The organism is Paenibacillus abyssi (assembly GCF_014640295.1).
Taxonomy (GTDB): domain Bacteria; phylum Bacillota; class Bacilli; order Paenibacillales; family Paenibacillaceae; genus Paenibacillus_D; species Paenibacillus_D abyssi.
In genome coordinates, this window is sequence record NZ_BMGR01000015.1 from 113385 (window position 1) to 130004 (window position 16620).

General features: G+C 50.6%; 13 protein-coding genes. 2 read left to right on the forward strand and 11 right to left on the reverse strand.

The window, feature by feature from the left end; all coding sequences use genetic code 11:
* Window positions 1-17: 17 nt before the first annotated feature.
* Genes IEW11_RS20290 through IEW11_RS20315 form a run of 6 tightly spaced genes read right to left on the reverse strand, consistent with a single transcriptional unit; the run spans window position 18 to window position 4720 of the window.
* Window positions 18-908, reverse strand: a complete 891-nt coding sequence (locus IEW11_RS20290) for an urease accessory protein UreD (RefSeq protein ID WP_229725507.1) — start codon at window positions 906-908, stop codon at window positions 18-20.
* Complete coding sequence (gene ureG, locus IEW11_RS20295) at window positions 859-1548, reverse strand: urease accessory protein UreG (RefSeq protein ID WP_188532896.1); 690 nt, start codon at window positions 1546-1548, stop codon at window positions 859-861. Before ureG ends, IEW11_RS20290 begins: the two co-directional genes overlap by 50 nt.
* Window positions 1549-1592: 44 nt before the next feature.
* Complete coding sequence (locus tag IEW11_RS20300; RefSeq protein WP_229725509.1) at window positions 1593-2285, reverse strand: urease accessory protein UreF; 693 nt, start codon at window positions 2283-2285, stop codon at window positions 1593-1595.
* 22 nt (window positions 2286-2307) lie between these two features.
* A complete protein-coding gene (gene ureC / locus IEW11_RS20305; protein ID WP_188532897.1) occupies window positions 2308-4020 on the reverse strand; it encodes an urease subunit alpha in 1713 nt (570 codons plus the stop codon).
* Window positions 4017-4385: an urease subunit beta gene (locus IEW11_RS20310; RefSeq protein ID WP_188532898.1), complete on the reverse strand. Its 369-nt coding sequence runs from the start codon at window positions 4383-4385 to the stop codon at window positions 4017-4019. Before IEW11_RS20310 ends, ureC begins: the two co-directional genes overlap by 4 nt.
* 29 nt (window positions 4386-4414) lie before the next feature.
* Window positions 4415-4720, reverse strand: a complete 306-nt coding sequence (locus IEW11_RS20315; protein WP_188532899.1) for an urease subunit gamma — start codon at window positions 4718-4720, stop codon at window positions 4415-4417.
* A 277-nt stretch (window positions 4721-4997) separates the two neighbouring features.
* Between IEW11_RS20315 and ilvD the strand changes: the two genes are divergently transcribed.
* On the forward strand, window positions 4998-6683 hold the full coding sequence (gene ilvD / locus IEW11_RS20320; RefSeq protein WP_188532900.1) for a dihydroxy-acid dehydratase: 1686 nt from the start codon (window positions 4998-5000) through the stop codon (window positions 6681-6683).
* Between the two features lie 255 nt (window positions 6684-6938).
* Here ilvD and IEW11_RS20325 read toward each other — a convergent pair whose 3' ends face one another.
* Window positions 6939-7769, reverse strand: coding sequence for a TerC family protein (locus IEW11_RS20325; RefSeq protein ID WP_188532901.1), 831 nt, complete (start codon window positions 7767-7769; stop codon window positions 6939-6941).
* Window positions 7770-8100: 331 nt separating this feature from the next.
* Window positions 8101-9519 (reverse strand): polysaccharide deacetylase family protein, encoded by a 1419-nt coding sequence (locus tag IEW11_RS20330; RefSeq protein ID WP_188532902.1) that lies wholly within the window; start codon window positions 9517-9519, stop codon window positions 8101-8103.
* Window positions 9520-9683: 164 nt separating this feature from the next.
* On the opposite strand from IEW11_RS20330, the gene ytvI reads away from it, so the two are divergent.
* Window positions 9684-10814 carry a sporulation integral membrane protein YtvI gene (ytvI, locus tag IEW11_RS20335; RefSeq protein WP_188532903.1) on the forward strand — a complete coding sequence of 377 codons (1131 nt, stop codon included), beginning with the start codon at window positions 9684-9686 and terminating at the stop codon, window positions 10812-10814.
* A 90-nt stretch (window positions 10815-10904) separates the two neighbouring features.
* Here the strand turns inward: ytvI and IEW11_RS20340 are convergent, their stop codons facing one another.
* From IEW11_RS20340 to IEW11_RS20350, 3 genes are all read right to left on the reverse strand, one after another.
* Window positions 10905-12755: a peptidoglycan D,D-transpeptidase FtsI family protein gene (locus tag IEW11_RS20340; protein WP_229725512.1), complete on the reverse strand. Its 1851-nt coding sequence runs from the start codon at window positions 12753-12755 to the stop codon at window positions 10905-10907.
* Window positions 12756-12909: 154 nt separating this feature from the next.
* A complete protein-coding gene (locus tag IEW11_RS20345) occupies window positions 12910-15069 on the reverse strand; it encodes a methyl-accepting chemotaxis protein (RefSeq protein WP_188532904.1) in 2160 nt (719 codons plus the stop codon).
* 274 nt (window positions 15070-15343) lie between these two features.
* On the reverse strand, window positions 15344-16600 hold the full coding sequence (locus IEW11_RS20350; protein ID WP_188532905.1) for a peptidase U32 family protein: 1257 nt from the start codon (window positions 16598-16600) through the stop codon (window positions 15344-15346).
* Window positions 16601-16620 lie beyond the last annotated feature (20 nt).

Here is a 16620-nt window from a genome sequence, read left to right on the forward strand (position 1 = left end):
TATCGATATTTTTCCTTTCATTTACGAAAGCGTATAGGCGGCAGCTTCATTAATTCGCAACGCATAACCGTCCATGCCGACTGCAGCAATTCCTGCAGCTGCCAAGCCGTATGGCCGGCGACGGCAACCGCCAGCCCATGGCGGTACGTTAACGATACACCATACTTGATTGGCTGCCCCAGCCGCTCCGGCAGCGCTTGAAGCGCTGCCCGCAGCGTATCTGCATGCACGGATTCGATCGCATCGGAGAAGCAATAAAAGCTGCCGATATGGCTCCAATCCTCCCAGGCTCCCGGAGCGTCCAACTGCTGCGTGGCCGGTTCAATCAATTGACGCTGTGCAAAAATCATTTCCTCTTCATAATATACACGCATCCGATTATCGTATCTGCGGTATTGAAATTTTTCTCCCCTGAGCAGTCTCCCCGGACTGAGCACCTCAGCCTGCATCCACACCGAGCCACGGCCAAGAAATACCTCCGTCTCATTGGTATAAGCAGCATCCTTATAAAGCATAACAGGCTCCATCATATTTTCAATATAAGCGCCGTCATCCACAAGAAACCGCTGTTTCATTGAAGCGGACGTACCGTCCGGACATGGATGCACCTTTGTATAACTTTGATTGGTGAGATACAGGCGCGTATCTCTGCCCGCTTGCCAGCTTAACTCATAGCCGTCTCCAGCCAGCAGACCGGGCGAAACATCCATCATCATCACGCCAAGCTGCCCGTCGAGCGGAAACGTCTTGGCGATTTTGATCGGTGCGGTGTGATATTTGCCCGTTATTGCCGTTTCTCCATGCCGCAAAGCGAAGGACGCCCGCAAAATGGAGGCCTGCCTGTCTGGAACTGTTAGATCAGGCGTGGTGATGACTGTGCTCGATCCCGTGCGCATGGGCCATTTCATGCTCGATCCACTCGACGATTCTGTCAACGCCTTGACCGCCCAGCAGATTGGAGAAGATATAGGGGCGTCCGGCTCTTACGCGCTTCGTATCGGATTCCATAACCTCCAGGCTGGCACCCACATAGGGCGCAAGGTCAATCTTGTTGACCAACAGCAGATCGGAACGGGTAATGCCGGGACCGCCTTTACGCGGCAGCTTCTCACCTTGCGCTACATCTATAATGTAGATAAACCGGTCAACGAGTTCCGGGCTAAACGCAGCGGCCAGGTTATCGCCGCCGCTTTCAATGAAAATAATATCAAGCGGCTGAAAACGGCGCTCCAGCTCTTCCACTGCTTCAAAATTCATCGAGGCATCCTCACGGATCGCCGTATGCGGACAGCCGCCTGTTTCTACGCCGATAATCCGTTCTTCCGGCAGCACGCCGGTTCTCATCAAAATTTGGGCGTCTTCTTTGGTATAGATATCGTTTGTGATCACGGCCAGACTGTATTTATCGCTTAATTCGCGCGTTATTTTTTCAACTAATGCCGTTTTCCCCGATCCGACAGGACCTCCGATACCGATCCGAACCGGCCGTGACCGATCGAGCGGCGATTTCTCCCACTCATGATGATGATGTCCTTGACCTTGGCACATATGTCATTCCTCCGCTTCATGATTTCGTAACATTCATACAACATTTAAGACATGAAGAGCCTTGAATATAGGGTTTCATGGCGAATCATCCCGAGCTCCGCGAGCGGCATATTCGTCCATGCATCTTCCGGCTCTAACGCCTCGATCAACCGCCAGGCCATCATGGCTTCGGGTATCAGCTTCGCTATAATGGCCTGCCCTTCTGTCTGCCCCATGGAAATAAGCCTTAGTGCACTATTAATGCAAGTTACAATACAGCTATATAAATAACCTTGAACTGCTTGCTCGATCGGAGCGCCGAGCCGGTAACAGATCACGCTATAAACGAGCGGATGCGTCGCCGCGCTTTTGCCGCTTTGCACAGCATCCTTCAGCGCCGATAGATCCAGCTGCGGATGCATAGCTGCTGCAAGCTGCAGGAGGCGCTTCCCCATTTTCTCCATGCCGCTCCGGGTCTCCGACGAAATCCGCTGCATATGGACTTGTTTTTCAACCGCCCATACCCGGTCCCATTGCCCCGACTCGGCATCGCGGTAGACCGCTTTGATGACCATCGCATCGCCAGGCGCCCAGCTTTGTTTAAGCATTGTATCCGCAAACGCCAAGAGCTGCTTGCTCGTTGTTATCTGGCCCTCTTGAACAAGCGTCTCCAAGCCAAACGAATGGGAAAACCCGCCGATCGGCAGAGCGGAATCGAGCAGCTGCTGCATGGCCAGCCAAGAACCGTAATCTTTCATCCGCCCTTCTCCCTCCTTACCGCTAGAACAAGAAATAACGCTGCGCCATGGGCACAATCTCGGAAGGCTCGCAGGTTATATGCTCCCCGTCCACTTTGACTTGGTAAGTTTCCGGATCGACCTCAATCGAAGGTGTCTCGGCATTGTGGATCATATTCTTCTTGCCGATAGCCCGACAGCCGCGCACCGGCTCGACCCGCTTCTGCAAGCCCAACTCCTGTGCGATTCCGCGGTCATACGCAGCTTGAGACACAAAGGTAATCGAACTTTGATACTTCGATTTGCCGAAGGCTGCGAACATCGGACGGCCAAATACCGGCTGCGGCGTCGGAATCGATGCATTCGGGTCGCCCATCTGTGCATAGGCGATCGAGCCGCCCTTCAACACCAAATCTGGCTTCACCCCGAAGAACATGGGATTCCAGACGACTAAATCGGCAAACTTGCCCGGCTCCAACGAACCGACGAGATGGGAAACGCCGTGTGTGATCGCAGGGTTAATCGTATATTTGGCAATATATCTTTTAATGCGAAAGTTGTCGCTCTCTTGGTCAGGCGAGAGCGGCCCCCGCTGCTGTTTCATTTTATCCGCGGTTTGCCAGGTCCGGATAATGACTTCCCCGACACGGCCCATCGCTTGCGAATCGGAGCTGATCATGCTGAACACCCCCATGTCATGCAGGATATCCTCCGCTGCGATCGTCTCCGGACGGATACGGGAATCGGCAAACGCCATATCCTCGGGAATCCGGCTGTCCAGATGATGGCATACCATCAGCATGTCCAGATGCTCTTCGATTGTATTAATGGTAAAAGGACGTGTCGGGTTCGTAGAGGAAGGCAGCACATTCGCTTCCGCTGCCGCGCGGATAATATCCGGCGCATGGCCGCCGCCCGCGCCTTCGGTATGATACGTATGGATCGTTCGATCTCCGATCGCTGCCAGCGTATCCTCCAAAAACCCCGCTTCATTAAGCGTATCCGTATGAATCGCAACCTGCACATCATATTGATCGGCCGCCTTCAGGCACGCATCGATGGCAGCCGGTGTCGTGCCCCAATCTTCATGAAGCTTCAGCCCGATCGCTCCTGCCTCGATCTGCTCGATGAGCGGTCCTGTAAATGCCGCATTGCCCTTTCCTGTAAATCCGATATTCATCGGAAACGCCTCGGCTGCCTCCAGCATGCGCCGCATGTGCCAAGCTCCCGGCGTACATGTCGTTGCGTTCGTCCCTGTTGCCGGGCCGGTGCCGCCGCCGATCATCGTGGTGACGCCGGACGATAGTGCCGTTTCAATCTGCTGCGGACAAATAAAATGAATATGCGCGTCGATGCCGCCTGCGGTCACAATTTTACCCTCTCCGGCAATGACTTCTGTGCTTGCGCCAACGATCATATTCGCATCGACGCCATCCATGATATCCGGATTCCCGCCTTTGCCAATCCCGACAATCATGCCGTCCTTCAAGCCGATATCCGCCTTGACGATGCCCCAATGATCGATGATCACGGCATTTGTTATCAGTGTATCCAGCACGCCTTCACTGCGCAGTGCACCGCTTGATTGTCCCATTCCATCGCGGATCACCTTGCCCCCGCCAAACTTGCATTCATCGCCATACACAGTGAAATCCTTCTCGATCTCCGCCCACAGCTCCGTATCCGCTAACCGGACGGCATCACCGGTTGTTGGCCCGAACATTTGCGCATAGCTTTTACGGTCCATCCGGCTCACACGTCCTCCCCCTTCCATGCTGCTAACCTTTCCCGCACGTCATCGGACATAACGCCCTTTAATGCCGGGCCTTGCGTCAAATTGTTCAACCCATAAGAACGCATGCTTCCGCCAAGCTGCACCAGCTGTACCGGCTTTTCTTCCCCTGGCTCAAACCTGACAGCCGTGCCCGCCGGTATGTTCAGCCGCATCCCGAACGCTACCACCCGGTCAAAGCGCAGCGCCCGGTTAACTTCGAAAAAGTGAAAATGAGACCCGACCTGTACCGGCCGGTCACCGGTGTTCACAACGATCAGCTCCGCCGTAGCCCGGCCTTCATTTAATTGAATCTCTCCTGGAACGGTTCGATATTCGCCTGGAATCATCGTGTTCTTCCCCTCCTCTATCACGCTTGTTACCCGGCAATCGGATGATGGATCGTGACAAGCTTCGTTCCGTCCGGAAAGGTGGCTTCCACCTGAACCTCGTGAATCATTTGCGGAATGCCGGACATCACCTGCTCCGATGTTAGGATCGTTGTACCATATTCCATTAACTGGGCGACCGTCATGCCGTCACGGGCACCCTCCATGATTTCCGAAGTGATGAGCGCAACGCTTTCCGGATAATTTAATTTGACTCCCCGCTTCAACCGGCGGCGTGCCAGATCGGCAGCAATTGTAATCATCAGTTTTTCTTTCTCGCGTTCGGTTAATTGCATGGTTTTCACCTCATCATCAATATTAGTTTCATTATAGACAGCGATCTGATGGAAGTAAATCATTTTATGTTAGTTTATATGACATTAAAATGAACTTTACGATATGAACTTGGATATCATCTGTTAACTCGTAATGAAATATGACATAAATCAATAGAGCTTATTAAATGCATGGCAATCGTTGGTTTCCCTCGGGATTTGCATGACATAAACTAGCTATCCCTTGTCCGATATGATAAACTCGAAGTCAAGGACATCTTACTTGGGAGGGAATAGCATGGCCGCAAAAAAAATGCGTTCTGACATGATTAAAAAAGGTTTTGACCGAGCTCCTCACCGCAGTTTGCTGCGAGCAGCCGGAGTAAAAGAAGAGGATTTCGGCAAACCGTTTATCGCGGTTTGTAATTCATATATCGATATCGTACCAGGTCACGTTCACCTGCAAGAATTCGGTAAAATCGTTAAAGAAGCCATTCGTGAAGCAGGAGGCGTACCGTTCGAGTTCAACACGATCGGCGTTGATGACGGGATCGCGATGGGCCATATCGGCATGCGTTACTCGCTGCCAAGCCGTGAAATTATTGCCGATTCACTCGAAACCGTCGTTTCCGCACACTGGTTCGATGGCATGGTTTGTATCCCGAACTGTGACAAAATCACACCGGGCATGATGATGGGCGCGCTTCGCGTCAACATCCCGACTGTATTTGTCAGCGGCGGACCGATGAAAGCCGGTAAAACCTCCGACGGCCGTTCTATCTCGCTATCGAGCGTATTCGAAGGCGTCGGCGCTTTCCAAGCGGGTACGCTTGATGAAAAAGGATTGACAGAGCTTGAGCAATTCGGCTGCCCAACCTGCGGCTCCTGCTCCGGCATGTTCACCGCTAACTCGATGAACTGCCTTGCAGAAGGCCTTGGCCTCGCGCTTCCAGGCAACGGCACGATTCTTGCTGTTGCACCGGAACGCCGTGATTTCGTAAGAAAATCCGCGAAGCAATTGATGGAACTGATCGAGAAAGACATCAAACCGCGTGATATCGTAACGATTGAAGCGATCGACAACGCGTTTGCGCTCGACATGGCAATGGGCGGTTCAACCAATACCGTTCTTCATACGTTGGCATTGGCGCATGAAGCAGGCTTCGAATACCCTGTTTCACGCATCAACGAGGTCGCTGAGCGCGTGCCTCACCTGGCTAAAATCGCACCAGCCTCCGACTATCACATCGAGGATGTGCACAATGCGGGCGGCGTTACAGCTATTTTGAACGAGCTGTTCAAAAAAGAAGGCGCATTGCACGGCGATTGCATCACCGTAACAGGCAAAACATTGCGTGAGAATGTAGAAGGTCATGAAATCGTAGATACCGATGTCATTCACACGATCGACAACCCGCACAGCGAACGCGGCGGCTTGGCTGTATTGTTCGGTAATATCGCTCCAGATGGCGGCATCATTAAAGTTGGCGCTGTCGACAAATCGGTTAACGGCTATCATAAAGGTCCTGCAATTTGCTTCGATTCGCAGGACGACGCATTGTATGGCATCGCTAACGGCAAAGTAAAAGAAGGCCATGTCGTGGTCATCCGTTACGAAGGTCCAAAAGGCGGCCCAGGCATGCCTGAGATGCTTGCTCCAACTTCGCAAATCGTAGGTATGGGTCTTGGCGCCAAAGTCGGCTTGATCACCGACGGACGCTTCTCCGGCGCATCCCGCGGAATCAGCATTGGCCATATTTCTCCGGAAGCGGCAGAAGGCGGACCTATTGCCTTTATCGAGGATGGCGACATCATCGAGCTTGATCTGAACAACAGAAAGATTGAACTGCAGGTAAGCGATGAAGAGCTTGCTAAACGCCGCGCAAATTGGAAAGGGTTCGAGCCTAAGGTTAAATCCGGATATTTAGCACGATACTCCAAGCTTGTTACTTCTGCAAGCACCGGCGGCGTAATGAAAGTCTAATCCAACGCATTCATAACATAGAAGAGGCCGTCTCTCAGCCAAGCTGCTGAAGAAACGGCCTCTTTTTAAAGGGGCTCTCCCTCGGTCACTTATGTGACTTCCGGGAGAGCCCCTTGCTTTAGCATATAATACTGCGGACTAGGTCCGCCTGAACACTAGAATAGATCAGATTGCCATGAGAATTCGGCTTGTCCTTATGCCGTTCGTTAAACGATTGAACCGAAGCTGGGGAGCTGTCGATTTCATGCTTATCTCTTATCTCTCTTTTGTCGCAGCAATCTCAGGATTATTAAGTGCCTTTGCATCGGTATGATCAGATTCGCCTGTATCACCGATGTCTTTAGACAGGAACCAACCGCCAACAGCGATCAAGACAAGAACTGCATAGAACGTCCCTTTCCAAGCCGTGCTGTGCGCGAATTCTTTCGACAGCACGTTGAGCGAAGGATGCGAAAGCGTGTAGACAGCAAGCTTAACGCCAACCCAGCCGACAATCATGAAGGCGGCAATCTCAAGGCCTGGACGGCGATGTAACAACTTGACGAAGAACGACGCCGCAAAACGCATGATGATCAATCCGATGAAACCGCCGGTGAAGATAACCAAGAAGTGTCCGCCGTCCATGCCGCCGATATGCGGCAAATTGGTCGTCGGAAGCACCACGGCAAGCGCAACGGCCGCCAGGATCGAGTCTACGGCAAAGGCGATATCCGCAAGTTCCACTTTAAATACAGTCATCCAGAAGCCGGCTTTCTTGCCTTCCTTCGGTGTTGCTTCCTTCTCTGGGACAACTTTACGAATGAGCACTTTTCTTATAATGTGATTTAACGCAATGAAGAACAGGTACAACGCACCTATCGCCTGTACTTGCCACACGCCAACCAAGAACGAAATGGCGAACAACGAAAGGAAACGGAACACAAACGCCCCGGCCAAACCGTAAAATAGCGCCCTCTTTCTCTCCTTCTCCGGCAAATGCTTAACCATAATCGCCAGTACGAGCGCATTATCTGCTGCCAATAGCCCCTCAAGTGCAATGAGTACTACAAGTACCCAAGCATACTCGAGCAAAATTGAATAATCCATGCCTCTCACTCCCTCTTTTTACTGCCAAATAAGTATCTATACATAAAAAACCTTTACCTATAAGGCAAAGGCCACAAGAAAAGACCTTTACCATGTATAGGCAAAGGTCTCGCAAACAACGTTGGACGTTGCCAATAAAGCCGGAGATTTCTCTCGTAATGACGACTTTACTGTACCAGCTACTCCCCTTTGGAGTGGTTCATTAAGTTTGATAACTGTATTACGCGAGCCTTGCAAGAAAGTTTCGATTTATTATACAATGATTTAAAAATTAATTCTACTAAAATATTACGAAAGTTAACCCTGTGTTATTCCTTAACCACATTTTCAATCAGGGAACCAGCTCTCTTGCGGTTTTCTCCTGTTCAAACGTTTTTTGCGCCACGACCTTTGAATCTGTATCCGATCCTGCGGAAAGCGGAACCGCCCCTGTCCAATCAGCCCGATCCGCCTCAGACGGCGCATAACGGCTGTGGAACTCTTCCATCGACATAGCGACGATGCGCGGCACGAGGGTCGCTTGTTTGCTGCTTACCCTTTTATTTCCCGATGGATGAAGCACCCGGATCAGAATTTTCAAGTAAAACCTCGTCATTTTGCTGAATAATCCTTCCGGAAGCTCCAGTACGTTAAAACCGAACGATTCCGATCCACGGTTAATCATGCTAATGCCATACAGTCCGCGAACGTCGTTGAATTCTTGCCTGCCGCTGATCTGTCGTGCAAGCTTAGGCAGCGCCCTTTCGACTTCACGAATAACATAAATCGCCATTTGCATCAGGGATTTTGAACGTCTCATGATCTGGAAAAGCTTCTTATTGTCAAAATGGAGCTCAATGACTTTGTCGTTGTTGCCAATCTTATGGCCGTCCTTCAGCTCCAGCGTCTTGCCCCGGTATGGCCGGATACGGAAATGAAAAATGCCTTCGCCGTGATCTACCGCTTCCAAACGGAATAAATAATGGAACAACCGCTCCCAGCCGAGCCATGCTGACACGAGCGCCCGTTTCATAACGGATAGCTGTGGCTTTTGCTTCGAACGGGCCTTATCCGTCAATTCGATCATCTCCGCAATCGTTACAAAACGGTAATTTTCCCGCTGCCCTTCCTGCAGATATTTCTCCAGCGCTTTCAGCATATTCTCAGGCGCGTCTTTGTCCGCGCCAAAGGTATTGCCACAGTCATGAAGCAGCAGCACTTCTCCCGGCTTCAGCTTTTTGAGCATCCGCTTGGTCAGGCGCTCGGTACCGACCCGCTTGCGCCAATCGCCAAACATCGCAGACCATAAAATAATTTGTAAATAACCTAAATTAGAAAAATCGAAAAGATTGACGATCCCCCATGGAGGTCGGTAATATGCCGATCTTGAACCGGTCGCCTTCTTAATAATTTCTGAAGTGCGATGGATTTGTTTTTTTACGGATCCCGGGCGCATCAGCCAGTTTGATTTATGAACGTAATTATGAATGCCGATTACATGCCCTTCATCCTTCATGCGGCGGAGAAGCTCCGGATGCCGCTGCGCATTCGCGCCGACGACAAAAAATGTTGCTTTTGCCCCATATTTAGCAAGAAGATCCAGCAGCTGCGGTGTATAGACAGAATCAGGCCCGTCATCAAAGGTTAAGGCGATTTCCCGCTCTACCTGCCCTTTCTTGAATACGCGAAAACCAAACGTTCGGCTAATGATGCCTGGGAGAAAGGCATAAAAGGTTAAAATGTAGAATCCCCAAAGCAGCAAATTCTCCATGGCTCTACTCCCCGCTATTCTGTTTACTGTAATCCGTCTCCCGGATCGGGACGAACGCCGTTGATGCCTAAACTATTGTACCATAACGCAACAAAAAATAGGCATCTTTTTAAAACTATAGTACAATCAATTTAGATGTATTAATGGACAAAGGGGTACGATTTATGCTGACGTTTTATAAAAAATATTGGAAAACCGCATTCGATATTGCTTTAATCGTTCTAACGGTGTACCTCATCATGGTTGCATTCAGTTTTCTGTACCGGATCGCAACGCCCGTGTTCTTGTCTTTTGTCATTTTTATGATGATTGAACCGCTGGCCAAACGGTTAAACCGTATCGGCCTGAAGAAATCCATCGCTTCGGCGATCTCCATCCTGGTCTTTTCGCTTGTCATTGTCGGCGCATTCCTGCTGGCCGGGTTCGTCCTTACGAATGAAATTATGAGCTTTGCGAATAATCTGCCGCAATATCAGAGCATGCTGATCTCACAAGTCGAGCAGACAACCGCCTTTTTGACGCAGCAGTTCCAATCGCTGCCGCCGGACGTTGTGAATAGTTTAAATGATATGGTTAATTCCGTTACCCAATGGGGCAGCGGTGTCGCCTCAAGCTTCCTGATGTCACTCGTCGGATTTCTGACTTCGTTTTCCGCCTTTATGTTCAATTTTATTATCGGGATCGTGCTCGCGTACTTCCTTAGCATCGAAATAAAAGACTGGAAAAAAATTGCCCAGGACAAAACGCCAAACACATTTAAAACGGCATTTTTCTTTCTTAGGGACAATGTTTTTAGAGGCATTGGCGCATACTTGATGGCGCAGCTGAAGCTCATTTCGGTCACCTTCATCGTTATTCTCATCGCGCTCCTTATTTTGGGCGTAGAGAGTGCTTTCGCGATCGCCGTGCTGTCCGCGGTCTTCGATGTGCTGCCGCTGCTTGGCGTAAGTACTGTGTTTATCCCTTGGATTATCTATTTGTTCATCGTAGGAAACACGAGCCTCGCGATTTGGCTTAGTGTGCTGCTGCTCGTAGTCATTCTTACGCGCCAGGTGCTTGAGCCGAAGATTACGGGCGATACGCTCGGCGTATCCGCCTTTACGATGCTTGTATTCATGATCATTTCGCTATCCTTGTTCGGTGTAGCCGGCGTTATTCTATCCCCGATTCTCGTCATCTTGATCAAGGCGTTGTATGACCAGGGTTATCTCAAGCGCTGGATACGCAAGCCACAGGGTGAATACGACGATAAGCCGCAGCCGCCTTCGAATCCGGATGGCCCTCAGATTGTCTGAATCGCGGAACGTACCACGGTACTCAAAAAAATAAATGAAATTTGCCGTCACGCCTGAAATATGACACGGAAGAGCCGCACCCCTAACCGTTTATAAACGGGCTTGGGATGCGGCTTTTCCTTGCTCATGTGCGGCGATCAGCTCCATAACGCCGCGAAACAGCACCGTCGCCTGATTGGCGCTGCCAGGCGATCGATTCTCCGCCAGCACCGCTACCGCATAGCGCGGCGACTGCACCGGGCCGTAGCCCGCGAACCATTGATGGTTCCGCGGGCGGCCGGCCACGGTAACCTGGGCGGTGCCGGACTTCCCGGCCACCGTCCAGGTGCCATGGCGGATCGCTCGCCCCGTGCCTTGGGCGACGACCGCCTCCATGCCGCGCAGCAGCGCTTGCGCCGTGGCCGGAGCAATCCGGCCGTGAGGCGAAGGCGCGCCCTGCGCGGGCAGCGCTGCCATCCGCTGGCCATTGGCATAGCGGATGTCGCTCACGAGGCGGGGCGACTGTACGCGCCCGCCGTGCAGCAGCGTGACGACCAGATTCGCCGCCTGCAGGGGCGACATCGCAGCGTCACGCTGCCCGATGGCGGTCTGGGCTAACAGACCGCCGTCATGTTCCTGCGGCAGGGCGGCGAAGACGCGCCCTGCCTCCTCTTCTTCGAGCAGCCGCAGCGGCTTGCCGAGCGGGTGGAAGCGCTCCTGCGTGGACCAGCCGACCTTCCGCCCGATACCAAGCCGCTCCGCCGTATGTTGAAGCTGCTGCGCCGTCAGACGCTCTCCGATCGTCGCGAAAACGACATTACATGATTGTGCTAAAGCTTCGCTAAGCGTTAGTGTGCCATGCCCGCCCGGCTTCCAGCAGGATAAGCCGTACCGCTCGTACTCTCCATCGCAATGAAAGGTATCTCCGGGCTTTGCAGCCCCTGCCTCCAATGCCGCTGCTTCCGTTACCAGCTTGAATACGGAACCGGGCGCCACCGCATGAATCGCCCGATTGATCATCTCGCTCCCTGATAAATGTAAATGCCGGGGATTGAGCATAGGCATCGATATCATCGCCGCGATGTCAGCTGTTTCCGCATCCAGCACGACAACCGCCCCTTCCTTCAGCCCTTGTTCAGCCAAGTAGCTTTCCAGCTTATTTTGCAGATCTAAATCAAGTGTCGTCTGTACCTTCAGAGGATAATATGGGTTCTCCTGCCTTATCATTCTGACATTCAGGCCATGTAACGCATTATCTACTCCATCCGTGAAATGCAGCACCGAAGTTGGACCGATCCCGCGCAGCAGAGCATCCAATGATTTCTCCAATCCGGCCCCGCCGATCACTTCACTGCGCTTCATCTTTCCTTCTATCAATTGCTGCCCATAGATGACGTCCACACGTTCCGGGTGCTGGCTAATATAACCGATCGCGTGCTTGGCCGCAAAAGCTTCGATATACCTTGCCCGGTAAGGAAGAACGCGCACGCCGTTCAGATGCAGCTTGGACAAAACATCTAATTGCCCGTCACTCAAGCGGTAGGGCTGTTTATCGCCTGGAAGGCGCCAGAACGCAGGCTCCCTTAATTCACTTAACCAGGCCAACAGCGTTTTACGATCCGTCTGCAGTATAGAAGCCAGCTCCGCCAGCTGCTCCGGATCCCCCCATGTACCGCTTCGCAGCGGGAATCCGGCAACCGCCGTTACGGACTCGCCGGTAATCGCTTTGCCATAACGATCGATAAAGTCCGCTCTCCCTGTATCCAGCACTATTCCCCGTTCACGCTGGTGCACGGATTCGTTCTTGAAATGATCTCCGAACACAGTGGACGAACCATGCGGAAGCCATTGCAGCCACGCTAATCTGATCAGCATGACGATTAATAATAGACTTACCATGCCCGCCACTATAAAGATACGCATGCCCATCCTCTGTTTTAAAGCTCGCGAATTGTTCTTCATGCCACGTTCCTCCACTGCCTGATAACCGAAGCATAATTATAATTTCATTATCGCCAATGAAGGATGGAAGCATACGGCAAAAACACCTCTTCCCAGGCCGCATAAGTGGTTCATGCGCGCTGGAAGAGGTGTCTCTAATGCCTGGCTGCCCTGCTTATTCGTTAGTTTTGAATCGGGAAAGCGAGTCCTTCAGTTCTTTAGATACGGACTCCAGCTTATTCGAAAGCTTGACAAGGCCTTCACTAATGCTGAGCTGCTCGTTACTGAGCGACGCGACTTCCTCGGATGTGGCGGAAGCTTCCTCGGCAACGCCGCTTACATTCTCCATGGCCTCGGACAATACGGATTGGGAACGGTCAAGTGTTTGAATCGACTCCGTAACCGAATCCAGGCGCTGTACGAATTGCGACATCTGATTTTGAACCGAGTAGAACAACTGGTTCGCTTCTTTAACCGATCCGATCTGCTCTTGGAAGAGCGGATACGCTTCCGATAGAACGCCGACCGTTTCATCAATCTCGCGTTGAATGGTCTCCGTAATCTGTCCGACAACATCGATGGATTGACGGGATTGGTCTGCCAGCTTGCGGATTTCATCCGCTACGACCATAAACCCTTTGCCTGCCGCTCCGGCGCGTGCCGCTTCGATTGTCGCGTTTAAGGATAGAATATTGGTTTGCTTCGTCAGATTGTTCAGCACCTCTAGAATCTTACGAATCGAGCGTGTGCTGTCCTTCAGCTTGTCCACCTTCTCCACCATGGAGCGCGTCATCTCTTCTGTCATGCCTGTCTTCTCGATCAGGATGGACATATATTTCGTGCCTTGCTCACTTGCGCTCTCAACCTCGCCGGCAGCGGCAACCATCTGGTTGTTTGCCTCCATGACGCTTTTCATTTGTGTGCCGATATTCGAAGTCAGATCGCTTCCGCGCTCCGCTTCTGTCGCCAGGCTCGTAGCGCCTGTCGCAATCTCCTCCGTTGCAACCGCGATTTCCTTGGCCGAAACCGCGGTTTTGTTAGAGGCATTCGACAATTCTCCTGCCGTATTTAACACTTCCTGCGCGGATTGGTTGGTCTGATTAACGAGCGCCGTAATTTTCTCCATCATCTGATTAAAGCTGTTTGCCAGCTGGCCGATTTCATCCCTTTGCTTCAGCTCTGAACGTACCGTCAGATTCCCTTGCTCCCCTTGGTTCATCAGGTTTCTAAGCTGCATAAGCGGGAAAGCAATCATCCGCAGCACCAGATAACCGATTCCGATTGCGATCAAGGCTGCAATCCCCGCCATAATCCAAGTCATATTACGTATGTATAAGGCGTCCTTTACCAGCTCATTGACCGGGATTTCACCCAATAACCGCCAGTCCATCAATTTGAATTTGTTGTAAGGCGCGAGAACCTGCTCGCCTTTTCCATTCTGAGAACGTATGGAATACGCCGTATTGTCGGCAATCTCCTGTGGAATGGCTACCGCGTTAATTGTGGATAGCTCTTTTTCATCCTCCGAGTAAATAATGCTATTGCCCGAATCCACGATTTTTACGGTGCTGTTCGAACCGAGTGCAAGGCCGGTCAATTGATTTTGCAGCTCACTGTAACGGATCTCGATCAGCAAAACATAGACAGGGTCATTTGTTCCAGTACTTTTGACCACTCTGGCCAATCCAAAGGTATGCTCCCCACCAGTTCCGCTATATCCGTTTAACCTAGTAGGCAGCCATAAAGGCCGTCCATCCAGAGCAAGCACATCTTGAAACCATGCATTCTCTGATACGTTATCATAGCTTAGGTTTGCGCCGCCCCCGTTAATCCCGGGATATTCATCGGAAAGAGGAATAAGATGCCCGCCGGCAATCGAACGATTGCTCAAAATAAGCGATTGAAATTTGGTTTCGATCTTCTTGGTTGTTTCGAATACAACAAAAGCTTCTTTTGACGTTCTAAGTGCAGCGATATTATTTTGAATTTCATTATCAAAAATTAATTGAAGCGATAAATCCTCATAGTTCTGAAATAATACATCCAGCTTACCCGCGGTTTGGCTAATCGTCTGTTCACTGGATTGCGCAACCTTGTCCTCAATGATTTGCTTGGAGATGTTGTAGGAGAACAAACCGACCACCAATACACAAATTAAAATGCTGCTGAAAATAAGTAGAAACAATTTTACCCCAACTGATTTCATATTCATCAAATTCTTAAGTTTTGCCCGGTTTACCGATTTCGTAATTGTACTTAAACTCCCCCCACTTTTTGACTGCGTTTTCATTTTACTTCTTGCATTAAACTTTTTTACCTTGTCAATCCATTTCATCTTGGCACCACCTGTTTATTATTCACTCTTTGTTTCTTTAAATCATTATGGGACAAATGACCTTCCTATTATATCGTGCTGAAGTTGCTAATTCGACATATAAGATGAAATTCCTCCAAAGAACTAGGACTTATTACACAAATAAAATTTATCCCAATAAAATGTATCGGTTTATTTCTTAAAATAATGAAGAGATTACCAAAAATCTTTTGATTTTTTTTATAAAAAAATCCCTTTGTAGACGATCGTCTACAAAGGGATCCCAGCGAACAAATTAAGACCGTCCAATTCGTTTGCGCATCATATCCATCGGTTGAACCGGATGCTCGGTACGCAGCCTGATGTGCTGCAGCGGGTGACGCGCCGCATCCAAAGCCTGACCTTCTTCATCCGTAATCTCGTCAACCGTTTGCTTAAAGAACGTTCCTCCTGGCCCGAAAAATTCTACTTCCTGCCCAGGCTTGAAATGATTGCGCTGCTGAATGGTTGCAATTCCTGTCGCTGCATCGTAATCCAGCACAATGCCTGCGAAATCATAAGGAGCCGCTTTATCCTCAGGCTCGTAGATATGCTCGTTCGCTCCGGGGGTGTTATAGAAGAAGCCTGTATTAAGAGGGCGATTGGCCGCCTTATTAATTTCATCCAGCCACTCCGGCTTCACGGTATAATTTTCCGGATCAGCGAAATAGGCATCGATCGCTTGGCGGTATACATTCACAACCGTAGCTACGTAATGAATGCTCTTCATCCGGCCTTCGATTTTGAAGCTGTCAACGCCTATATCGATAAGATCAGGCAGATGTTCAATCATACACAGGTCTTTGGACCCCATTGTAAATCTATCTTCATCAGCCTGGCTAACCGGCTGTTCGTCCACAAACAAATCATATTTCCACCGGCATGATTGGCAGCAGCCGCCGCGGTTTGAATCCCGATCGGTAAAATGATTCGAAAGCACGCATCGTCCAGAAAAGGAAGAACACATCGCGCCATGAATAAACTGCTCAATCTCAATATCGACATGTTTTTTAATTTCGGCGATTTCTTCAATTGACGTCTCCCTGGCCAGTACGACGCGCGGAAGGCCTTCCTCTTTCCAGAACTTAACGGCCTGCCAGTTCAACGTAGACTGCTGTGTGCTCAGATGCACTTCAAGCTTCGGTGCCACCCGCATTGCCGTTTCAATAATGATTGGATCCGCTGCAATAATCGCTGCAATCCCCGCATCCTCCAAACCTCGCAGATAATCCTCCAAGCCTTCTATGTCTTCATTATGGGCATAAATGTTCGTTGCGACGAATACCTTTGCACCGTATTTCGCGGCAAACTGTACGCCCTCTCTCATTTCCTCGAAGCTGAAGTTATCTGCATTGGAGCGCAATCCGTACTTCTGCCCTCCGATATATACCGCATCCGCGCCGTAATGAACGGCGAATTTCAGCTTTTCTAAATTTCCTGCCGGCGCAAGCAGCTCAGGCTTGGCCAGCCGGTAACGTTTGCCTTGATAACGGGGCTTTGTTTGAGTTGTCATGCTTTTCCCCTCCTATCCTT

Excerpts from the sequence above, each read along its gene's own strand:
- IEW11_RS20325 (WP_188532901.1), bottom strand. The coding sequence starts at position 7,769 with ATGGATTATTCAATTTTGCTCGAGTATGCTTGGGTACTTGTAGTACTC.
- IEW11_RS20330 (WP_188532902.1), bottom strand. The coding sequence starts at position 9,519 with ATGGAGAATTTGCTGCTTTGGGGATTCTACATTTTAACCTTTTATGCC.
- ilvD (WP_188532900.1), top strand. The coding sequence starts at position 4,998 with ATGGCCGCAAAAAAAATGCGTTCTGACATGATTAAAAAAGGTTTTGAC.
- ytvI (WP_188532903.1), top strand. The coding sequence starts at position 9,684 with ATGCTGACGTTTTATAAAAAATATTGGAAAACCGCATTCGATATTGCT.
- IEW11_RS20340 (WP_229725512.1), bottom strand. The coding sequence starts at position 12,755 with ATGAAGAACAATTCGCGAGCTTTAAAACAGAGGATGGGCATGCGTATC.
- ureG (WP_188532896.1), bottom strand. The coding sequence starts at position 1,548 with ATGTGCCAAGGTCAAGGACATCATCATCATGAGTGGGAGAAATCGCCG.
- IEW11_RS20300 (WP_229725509.1), bottom strand. The coding sequence starts at position 2,285 with ATGAAAGATTACGGTTCTTGGCTGGCCATGCAGCAGCTGCTCGATTCC.
- IEW11_RS20350 (WP_188532905.1), bottom strand. The coding sequence starts at position 16,600 with ATGACAACTCAAACAAAGCCCCGTTATCAAGGCAAACGTTACCGGCTG.
- IEW11_RS20345 (WP_188532904.1), bottom strand. The coding sequence starts at position 15,069 with ATGAAATGGATTGACAAGGTAAAAAAGTTTAATGCAAGAAGTAAAATG.
- IEW11_RS20290 (WP_229725507.1), bottom strand. The coding sequence starts at position 908 with ATGAAATGGCCCATGCGCACGGGATCGAGCACAGTCATCACCACGCCT.
- IEW11_RS20310 (WP_188532898.1), bottom strand. The coding sequence starts at position 4,385 with ATGATTCCAGGCGAATATCGAACCGTTCCAGGAGAGATTCAATTAAAT.
- IEW11_RS20315 (WP_188532899.1), bottom strand. The coding sequence starts at position 4,720 with ATGCAATTAACCGAACGCGAGAAAGAAAAACTGATGATTACAATTGCT.